Consider the following 8,474-nt stretch of genomic DNA (forward strand, 5'->3'; position numbering starts at 1 on the left):
ACTCTACGCTCACCATTCCCGCGATCATTGAAGCGGCGGTTGCATACGACATGCCTGCCGTGGCGATCACCGACAGGAATCTGCACGCTGCCGTGCCATTTTTCCAAGCAGCAACCGCTGCCGGTATCAAGCCAATCATCGGAGCCGAGTTGTGCTGCAATAAACAATCTCTGCTCGCCTATGTGCAGAATGTGCGCGGCTACCAGAACCTCTGCCGTCTGCTTTCCTTCAACAACGATGCCTGCATCAGCCTGGCCCAACTCAATACGCATCGCGAAGGCTTGATCATCATTCCTGCCGATTCCGCCGATGTGGTCTTGCCAGAAATCCGTTATCACAAACCAGAAGACAAAGTGTTTTTCGACATCGTGCAGAGCATGAAGACGCTCACCCTTCTGCATGAGAAGCATGCGAAAAAGAGGCGTGGTGATTTCGCCTTTCATCCACCCGGCCAATGGGGCGAGCGCTATTCGTCCGCTGCCCTGCAGGCTGCGCGTGAAGTCGTTGATCAATGTGATTTTGCCTTCGACTTTAAGACGCTGCGTTTTCCTCGCTATACGCCTGTTGATGGGAGCACGCCTGCGGCCATGCTGTATCAGCTGGCTCATGACGGGCTGAATCGTCGCTATGGAATCAAGGCCAGACAGCATGAAGCGCAGCTGCGTGAGGAGCTTTCGATCATCGCCGAAGTCGGATACGAGGAATACTTTCTCACCGTGTGGCACCTGCTTCAGGAATGTGCAGGGCAGGGGATCGGCTGGATCACCCGTGGAAGTGCTGCCGATTCTCTCGTCTGCTACGCTCTTGGCATCAGCAACGTCTGCCCGATCCGGTTCGAGCTTTATTTCAAACGCTTCCTCAACCGCGATCGGATGGCATTGCAAAAACTGCCGGACATCGACATCGACTTTGCCCATGATCGTAAGGACGATGTGGTAAGGCTACTGCTCGACCGTTACGGACCCGAACATGCTGCCATCGTCGGAGGGTTCAACACCTTCCAAGCGCGCTCCGCTTTTGGCGACGTCGCCAAAGTGCTTGGTGTGGCTGAAAATGAGATCCGCCGCCTCACCGAGCACATGCCTTGGACAGATGCCCGACATGTTGCCGATGCCGTTGCCCTCTCGCGTGAGTGCGATCATACTGCATGGCAGGAGGAGCCATTACGTACAGCATTGCTCATGGCGGGGATGCTGGATGGTGTTCCCCGATACGCCAAGATGCACCCATGTGGTGTTGTGCTTTCGCGTGACCCGATTCGTGATCAAACGCCCACGTTCATCAGTTCCAAAGGCTGGCCCACCACCCATTTCGATATGGATGCTGTGGAAGCAGTCGGCTTGATCAAGCTCGACATCCTTGCTCAGGGGGGGCTTGCTGTTTTGCGGGATACGCAGATCACCTTGGGTTCGCAGGGGAAGGCCTTGGATCTGCAATCTCTCGAAGTCGGCCTGCAAGGATGCACAGAGCAACCTGTTCGCACTGAGCCCATCGAGCCTTGGAGTGATCCGGGCATCTGGCACATGATCGCCACCGGCAATGCACGTGGTGTTCACCATATTGAAAGCCCTGCCATGACCAGCCTCGCCTGCATGGCCGACGTCCGAGACATCGACCGCCTCGTGGCGATTGTTTCCGTCATTCGTCCCGGTGCTGCCAATGGCCTCAAAAAAGCACAATTTGCTCGACGTGCTCAGGGCCTGGAACCCGTGGACTATACGCACGACAGCCTGGCTCCTGTGTTGCGGAGCACCTTTGGCGTTGTGGCGTATGAAGAACACATCCTGCAAATATGTGAGGCATTCGCGGGACTGCCCCCTGGTCGTGCGGATGTGCTACGCCGTGCCTTGGTCAAACAGGACCGTGCCAAGATCAATGAAGTGAAGGCTGAGTTCATGCAGGCGGCAAAGGAACGCCGACGTGATGCCCGCAGCATCGCCTACGTCTGGGATCTGGTGGCCGGGTTCCAAGGATACGCCTTCTGTCGTGCTCATAGCACAGCCTACGCCGTCGAGGCGTATCAAGGAGCCTACGCCAAGCACTACCACCCAGCCGAGTTCATGGCTGGGGTGCTCACGAATGGCAAGGGGTTCTACTCCCCTTTGGTTTACACCCTTGAATGCCGCCGTCTTGGGATTGGATTCCACTCGCCGGATGTGAATGTGCCTTCCAATGGTTTCACCGTCGAGTGTTCCACTGTCCCACAAGGTACGCCTGCAACCCCCATGGGCAAAGCGATACGCCTGCCAATACGAGCCATCAAAGACCTGGGTGAAGCCACCCTGGCCCGTTGGCGAGCCGAAGTTGCCTGTTCACCCTTTGCCAGCATCCGTGATTTCTGCGAACGTGTCCGCCCTGAAGGCACGGAGGCGCTGAACCTCATCCGTGCCGGTGCCTTTGATTCACTTGGGGGAGGGCGTACAGAGCAGTTCTGGCGCTGTATGCACAGTTCTCGGGATGTGAACGCCGGAGCCGACTGGCTTTTCCGGGATGCCCGAGAGGACGACATTCGGGCCACCTTCCGCGAGGAACCGACCCTGCTGCAGATGCTCCAAGATGAGCTTGAACTCTTCGGCTACACCGTCAACGGCCATCCTTTGGACCTGCACCCGCAAGTCGCGTGGCATACCTACTGCCCGATTGCCGAACTGCACTGCTACCCCAATCAACGTGTCACCGTCTGCGGCCTCATCATCGTTAGCCGATCCCACTTGCAGCAGAACGGCCAGCCCATGAAGTTCATCTCCATCTGCGACCGAACTGGCATTGTGGAGTGCGAAATTTTTGCCGCCGCCTACCGTTTGTACGGTTTGAACACCATCCGTTACCCCGTTGTTCAGGTAACAGGGGACGTGAAGCCGTTCGACAATGGCGCGGGCTACACGCTGGACGTGCTGCGGGTCGAAAAGGCGAGGATGATTTGAAATGAATGAAAATGCCATCCCCCTGCCAATGTCCCACCCCACGTGGTAAATGCCCAAACATCCTCATGAAACGAGATTCCCGTGAATTCATTCGCTCCACCACCACCCTGCTTGATCATGTGCTCACTAAACTCACCCAGGATGAGCAGCGGGAACTGCTCGAAGCACTATCGGTCGAGATCTCGCAAAGGCTTGATGCCCGTGCCGAGATGATGGAAGCATGAACACCCACTTCTCCAACTCCCTGATGTCCCCAGATTATTTCGATACACGCTTCAAACTCGACCTGACGATTTCTGAGTTGCGAGGGCGGGGGCTGACCACGGCCAGATTATCTGCTACAGCAAGGCCTCGCTCGACTTCTAGTCATAGTGGACACAGGAAAAGGTGCTTGTTCGCTAGCTGTTCTCGTTTAGGAGTCGAGAGCATCGCTGCGAGCTATCTGCTCTGCGGTTAGCTGGTTGATAATCAAATCCACTGCCAGTCTTCCACTCCATGAAATTCGATTTGCCCGAGACATTTTTTCCCAACCTCGCTGACTATACGAGGTTTCTACTTACACTAAAAGAAACTGCGAGCACGGCTCCCGACGGTTCATGGTTTGCCCACCTTAAGAAGGACGGAAACAAGTTCGTTTACACCCTCGAGTGGAACGACGGGCGTTTCGTGTGCGAACACGTCCGCCCCTTCATGGCAACCGAGGCTAATCTAGAATTGTTTAACGCAGGCTGCAAAGAGATGTCGCAGGCGCTCCAAATTTACCTTGAGACCAACGACTTGGAACAAGTGCCAAAGGGACCAGCCTTCGGGATTCTGTCCTGCGAATCACCAGAAACTCTCGCAACTGTAGATGCCCCGTCGGATCAACAGGAACCACCACGAAATTATTTCCCGGTGGTAAGTGACGCACAACTCGTCCGGAGTTATGACGGCGGACCATACAAGCTGGAGCTGTTGACCAGGGTGGAATGCCGGGGAATCATTCAGTGCGACCACATGCTTGTCGTATTCAGAAAGTCGGAAAATAAACTATCTTATGTGGTCGCTGCTGAAGCAAACAATCTCCGGACTCCTGACAACAATTCTGGTTCTCACTTCCTCGGTTGTTACCCTGGGTCGGGGCACGTGAACCTCGGATGCTCCGACGATTGGGGTGACTTGTCACGGTTCGAGAAGGAAGCATGCCGGATTGTGGGTGACGAGTTGGGTATTCTGATCACGGTCGCTGCATAGAAAATCATGGAGGCAGATTGATTTCTTCACACAAATTCCCAACCTCTTCCACGGCTTTATAGCCCTTGTGTCTTCCAATAGATTCTGAGGTGTTCTCGTTCAAAATCGGTCATTTTTACGTCTCTCAAATCCGCGCTATCGAGGCTCTTTGCCTTCGTAATGTCAGTGCCTGTGAGGTTTGCACCCGCAAGTTTTGCATTAGCAAGATTGGCATTGGTAAAATTTGACCCGGCAAGGTCAGCTCCGCTGAAGTTGGTTTGAGTCAGATCCTTACCACTGAGGTCAGCAGCTGAGAGGTTGGCTTTAAAGAGATTGGCACCTGCGAGGTTAGTCTCAAAAAGAGTTGCTCCAGCCAAATTTGTTCGTGTGAGATCCTTCCTACCGAGATCCACGCCTGAGAGGTTGGCGTTGGCAAAATCAACACCAGTCAAAATTGCTCGTGCGAGATCCATGCCACTAAGGTCCGCGCCCGAGAGGTTGGCTTGGGTGAGATCAGCACCCGCCAGATTCGTCCCAGCGAGCTCTTTTCCACTAAGGTCCACGCCTGAAAGATTAGCGTCAGTAAAGTTGGCCCCGGCGAGTTTAACTCCAGCAAGATTGGCTCCAGTCAAAATTGCGCGTGCGAGATCATTGTTGCCCAAGTCGGTGTTTGAGAGATCGACATCAGCAAGATTGGCTCCGGCGAGTTTAACCCCAGCAAGATTAGCTCCAGCCAAAATTGTCCGGGTGAGATCCTTCTCACTGAGGTCCACACCTGACAGGTTGGCTTTGTTGAGATCAGCGCCTGCAAAATTGGTTCCTGTGAAATCCTTGCCGCCGAGGTCAGCACCTGAGAGATTAGCTTTGTTGAGATCAGCACCCGCCAGATTCGTCCCAGCGAGCTCTTTTCCACTAAGGTCCACGCCTGAAAGATTAGCGTCAGTAAAGTTGGCCCCGGCGAGTTTAACTCCAGCAAGATTGGCTCCGGTCAAAATTGCTCGTGCGAGATTCTTCCCGCTGAGATTCACACCTGAGAGGTTGGATGCGGTGAGATTAGCGCCTGCGAGAATTGTACCGGTGAGTTTCTTCCCACTAAGATCCACGCCCGAGAGATTGGCATTGCTGAGGTCAGCACCCGCGAGGTTCGTTTCCACGAGATTTTTTCCGCTCAGGTCCACACCTGAAAGGTTAGTATCAGCAAGATTGGTCCCCCAAAGAACAGAATTTACGAGATTTTTGGTGCGAAGGTCGGCTCCTTGCAAATTCGCATTCGTAAAGTCATTTCTCCAAAAGTCAGCATTTGTGAGATCCGCACTAGTAAAATCAGCCCCTCTTAAAACGGCACCGCTAAACTTGGCGTTTAGAAGAATAGCAGAGCGAAAAATAACGCTTTCCAAAATTGCATTTCTAAAATCAGCACCAGTAAGATCTGCGGATGACAAATCGGTGAACTCAAGGTTTACCGAGGAAAAATCAACATGGGCAAGCTGAGCACCAACTAATACCGCGCTCTTCAAGATCACAGGATTCGGCGGTGGGTCGAACAAATCTATGCGCCCTCGCTTGAGCATAGCTCTCCAGTTGTTCCAATATTCCACTCCTTGTTTCAACCGGTCTATATGAATTTGATTTGTCATCAAGGAGGTTAGAAGTTGAGTGTGAATTTCCTAGCAGTGTCTTGGTCTATCGGAGCATTCGGTCAATCTCGCTACGTTTTCTGCTGAGAAAGTGAGTGCGTGGGTCTCAGGTCTTCATCATCCCAGCCAGTTCCTCTTGAACCCGCTGCCTCAGTTCCGGCGGTCCCAGCACCTTCGCCTTGCTACCCCAGCTCAGCACCCAGCGGGTGATTTCCTCTAGGCCGGACAGGTCCGCCTGAAACTCGATCACGCTGCCATCGGGTTTCAGCTTCCGTATCGCTTGGGTCGAGTGCCACTGGCGCTCTGCCACCACGCGGGCGGCGTAGCCTTCAAAGCGGATGTGAACCTCATGTGTGCGCTTCTCCTCGCCAGCATAGCTCCATACGCCAAAGCCACCACCCAGATGATCCCTTGCATTGAATCGCGGATCACGCTCGAACTTCGTCTTCAGCAGGCTCAGGTTCGTGATGCGTTGCAGGGCAAAGGTACGTACGGCTTTCCGTGCCGGGTCGTAGGCCAGTAAATACCAACCGTGTTCGATCTGGCCCACGTGATACGGATGCACCGTGCGCTGCTCGGGCTTGCTGCCGGTGAGTTTGTGATAATCAAAACTCACCTCCCGAGAGGCCCGTACGGCATCAAGCAGATCGCCAAACAGCGTCACATCCGCTGGCAATACCCCCGAAGCCTTCACCGAAAAGGCCTCGTCAAGTTCATGCCACTCGATGGAAATCTCCCCAGGGCAGGCATCCGCAATCTTGCTGAAGCTCTCGGTCAGCATGCGTTCCAGGCGTGTTCCCCGCAGTGGTTCTAGCGCATGCCGTGCAAGGAACAGGGCCACCAAATCATTCCGGGACAGATGGAGCATGGGGAACTCATGCACCTCCTGTGTGTAATGGTAGCCGTGCTTGAGCGGGTCATACTCCAGCGGCAATCCCAGTTGGTCCCGCATGAAGCTCACGTCCCGCTGGATGGTCTTGGGCGTCACCTCGATCTCCTTTGCCAGGGTGGAGCAGTTGGGGAATTTGCCTGTGCGGATGATCTTGTGGATCTCCAGCACCCGCCACATGGCCGGACGACTGGTTCCTGAGCGGATGGCCGGTGCAGAGCTGGAAACCTTGGCCCGTGATCGTCGGGAAGGGGATGTTTGGGACATGGGAGGAAGGCATACCGCAGAAAGTTTGCGGCGCACCGTGGACGCTTCCAATGTTCGTGTCTCAAGCTGCTTGCGCCATGCAATTAGATGCGACCGTTTCACCAGGCGAAATTCTTCTGCTTGGTGAATGCCTGCGAACCGCATGAACTCGCGGACATCGTTCCGGTAGGCCCGACACGCCTTTCGACCGCTTCATGCGGGGTGCTAAATCCGCCATGACACCCGCCCAGCAGCATGGGATGCAGGTCTTCCAAAAAGCAAAATACACTCTCTGCCACAACGGCCCCATGCTCTCCGACTATAGGCTCCACGCTATCGGCCTGCGCGACAGCGCGACGAATCGGCACGAGTTCCCCACCCCCACGTTGCGCAATCTCAAACACACCGCCCCCTACATGCACCATGGCGGCTCGCTCACGCTCGATGAAGTGCTGCTATTCTATGACCAATTCATGGATCAGGTCGCCGAAACCCTGGAAGGCGGCGACGACTCGACTCTGCCGCCGCTTGATCCATTGCTGCGGCAATGAACATTCTCCCCGAGGATCACGTGCCGATTGCTGCTTTCCTTGATTCGTTCAATGGTGGCTAATACGATTAAAGCATCCCGGAGAAAGTTCCGAGCGGGCTGCCAGTGGCGTCGAGTCGCTGAATGAGTGAGTTCAGCATTTAAATTCAGTTCAAGTGTGCCTGCGGCGGCGCAGAAGGATTCCCAACCCAGTGCAAGCGAGGAGCAATGCTGAAGAGGGCTCCGGCACAGGAGCCGTGTGGGTCTGGAGGACAAAGGCACCCGGTGTGCTGCTAAAGTCACCTGCATATTGCGAGTCATTAAGCCCTCCGAAGGGACTGGCAGTAGCGTCTTCGATACGCCAGTCGAGGGTGGTGGAGACGTGCCCCGAGGGAGCCGGGAAGAGCCAGTCGTCCGAAGGGTTGCCGTCTCCCAGACCGTTGGTGACCAAGGCCCAATTCAGTGCAGCATTGTAGCTGGGCGTGGGGCTGAGATTGCCAAACGTGTCGTTGTAAACCCAGATGTAAGCCTGCTCGCCTTGGTTGAAGACGAACGGAGGGAGGGATGCGTTACTTGAAACTGAATCGTACAGCAAATCAGTCGGAGCCGTTATGATTTCCGTAGCTGTCGCGCTGCGGGCGACAACGCCAGCGGCGGAGTTCCAACCACTGCCGGATGGAGCGAGCGCACGGTCAAAAACCTTCCAGTTGGCGAGCCAGGTGGACATGTTGGCTTGGGTGGGAGTGAATGAGCCGAAGGTGCCGAGTTCGAAGACGTAGTCGTCATTGAGGTTGGCACCGGTGGAGTCGAAGAGGTAGCTGCTGGGGCTGATATAGGTGCCCCAGTTGATGGTGGTGGCGCTGGAGGAACCTGGGAGGAAAGCTAGGAGGAGAGCTGCGAGGGAAGCGAGCTTGGCGGCAGCGGAAGAGAGTGTTGAAGCGTGTGTTGTTTTCATTGCAGTTATTATAATTATAACCTTAAGGTCTGGCGTGGTCAAAGAGATTGGCGGGGGTTTTCCGTGTGGGAGCCGTCCCTGT

The 8,474-nt window shown here is 55.0% G+C and carries 7 protein-coding genes and 1 pseudogene; 4 read left to right on the forward strand and 4 right to left on the reverse strand.

What is annotated here, in order from left to right; genetic code table 11:
- The 3 genes from dnaE to ACILSL_RS07720 all read left to right on the forward strand — a co-directional run.
- The coding region (gene dnaE / locus ACILSL_RS07710) for a DNA polymerase III subunit alpha (RefSeq protein WP_395731426.1) at positions 1-2,924 on the forward strand (2,924 nt) is incomplete at its 5' end.
- Between the two features lie 65 nt (positions 2,925-2,989).
- The gene (locus ACILSL_RS07715; protein ID WP_395731427.1) at positions 2,990-3,148 is read left to right on the forward strand and encodes a hypothetical protein; all 159 of its coding nucleotides are present in this window, start codon (positions 2,990-2,992) and stop codon (positions 3,146-3,148) included.
- Between the two features lie 271 nt (positions 3,149-3,419).
- On the forward strand, positions 3,420-4,157 hold the full coding sequence (locus ACILSL_RS07720) for a hypothetical protein (protein WP_395731428.1): 738 nt from the start codon (positions 3,420-3,422) through the stop codon (positions 4,155-4,157).
- A 56-nt stretch (positions 4,158-4,213) separates the two neighbouring features.
- Here the strand turns inward: ACILSL_RS07720 and ACILSL_RS07725 are convergent, their stop codons facing one another.
- From ACILSL_RS07725 to ACILSL_RS07735, 3 genes and pseudogenes are all read right to left on the reverse strand, one after another.
- A complete protein-coding gene (locus ACILSL_RS07725; RefSeq protein ID WP_395731429.1) occupies positions 4,214-5,773 on the reverse strand; it encodes a pentapeptide repeat-containing protein in 1,560 nt (519 codons plus the stop codon).
- Between the two features lie 106 nt (positions 5,774-5,879).
- Positions 5,880-6,929 (reverse strand): helix-turn-helix transcriptional regulator, encoded by a 1,050-nt coding sequence (locus tag ACILSL_RS07730; protein ID WP_395731430.1) that lies wholly within the window; start codon positions 6,927-6,929, stop codon positions 5,880-5,882.
- Positions 6,930-6,953: 24 nt separating this feature from the next.
- Positions 6,954-7,097, reverse strand: a pseudogene (locus tag ACILSL_RS07735) (integrase); the annotation flags it as partial.
- Between the two features lie 47 nt (positions 7,098-7,144).
- Between ACILSL_RS07735 and ACILSL_RS07740 the strand changes: the two are divergent.
- Positions 7,145-7,459 (forward strand): hypothetical protein, encoded by a 315-nt coding sequence (locus ACILSL_RS07740; RefSeq protein ID WP_395731431.1) that lies wholly within the window; start codon positions 7,145-7,147, stop codon positions 7,457-7,459.
- Between the two features lie 150 nt (positions 7,460-7,609).
- Here the strand turns inward: ACILSL_RS07740 and ACILSL_RS07745 are convergent, their stop codons facing one another.
- The gene (locus ACILSL_RS07745; protein ID WP_395731432.1) at positions 7,610-8,392 is read right to left on the reverse strand and encodes a PEP-CTERM sorting domain-containing protein; all 783 of its coding nucleotides are present in this window, start codon (positions 8,390-8,392) and stop codon (positions 7,610-7,612) included.
- Positions 8,393-8,474 lie beyond the last annotated feature (82 nt).

This window comes from Prosthecobacter sp. (genome assembly GCF_044222345.1).
GTDB lineage: Bacteria > Verrucomicrobiota > Verrucomicrobiia > Verrucomicrobiales > Verrucomicrobiaceae > Prosthecobacter.

Coding starts and splice junctions, on each gene's coding strand:
- ACILSL_RS07715 (WP_395731427.1), top strand. CDS start 2,990: ATGAAACGAGATTCCCGTGAATTCATTCGCTCCACCACCACCCTGCTT.
- ACILSL_RS07720 (WP_395731428.1), top strand. CDS start 3,420: ATGAAATTCGATTTGCCCGAGACATTTTTTCCCAACCTCGCTGACTAT.
- ACILSL_RS07725 (WP_395731429.1), bottom strand. CDS start 5,773: ATGACAAATCAAATTCATATAGACCGGTTGAAACAAGGAGTGGAATAT.
- ACILSL_RS07730 (WP_395731430.1), bottom strand. CDS start 6,929: ATGTCCCAAACATCCCCTTCCCGACGATCACGGGCCAAGGTTTCCAGC.
- ACILSL_RS07740 (WP_395731431.1), top strand. CDS start 7,145: ATGACACCCGCCCAGCAGCATGGGATGCAGGTCTTCCAAAAAGCAAAA.
- ACILSL_RS07745 (WP_395731432.1), bottom strand. CDS start 8,392: ATGAAAACAACACACGCTTCAACACTCTCTTCCGCTGCCGCCAAGCTC.